At 67.7% G+C, this 396-nt stretch carries 1 pseudogene; it reads right to left on the reverse strand.

The features are described from left to right. Positions 1 to 259 (reverse strand): annotated as a pseudogene (locus ACZIRK_RS45510) (transposase); the annotation flags it as partial. Positions 260 to 396 lie beyond the last annotated feature (137 nt).

The following is a 396-nucleotide window of genomic DNA, read 5'->3' on the forward strand; positions in this document are numbered from 1 at the left end:
AGTCGTTGAACGTCCGGATCGGCACTTCACGGCGGACCGCCGAATAAAACCCGACCCGCCGGCGCTTACCGCCGGCCGCGGCCGCCTTGGTCTCGCCCAGCAGGCGATCCATCGTGGCTGCGCTGACGCCGAGCACCAACGCCCGATCCGCCTGGTCGAGCTTGAGCCGGCCATGCCGCTCCAGCGAAGGCAGCAACGTCGGACTCATTACCTTCAGCCGCTTGCCGCAGATCCGATCCGAGGCCTCCCACAAGGCCACCAGCGCATCCCTGATAGGGGCGCCAGAGGTCGGCCTTCGCTGCCGCCTGGCCTCCGGAGACATTGCGACATGGCTGGGACGGGCCCGAACAGCGTGCTTGCGATGCCAGCCGGTCACCGCGCAAAGCTCTTCGAGTT

The sequence above is a fragment of the Bradyrhizobium sp. Leo114 genome, from assembly GCF_055229415.2.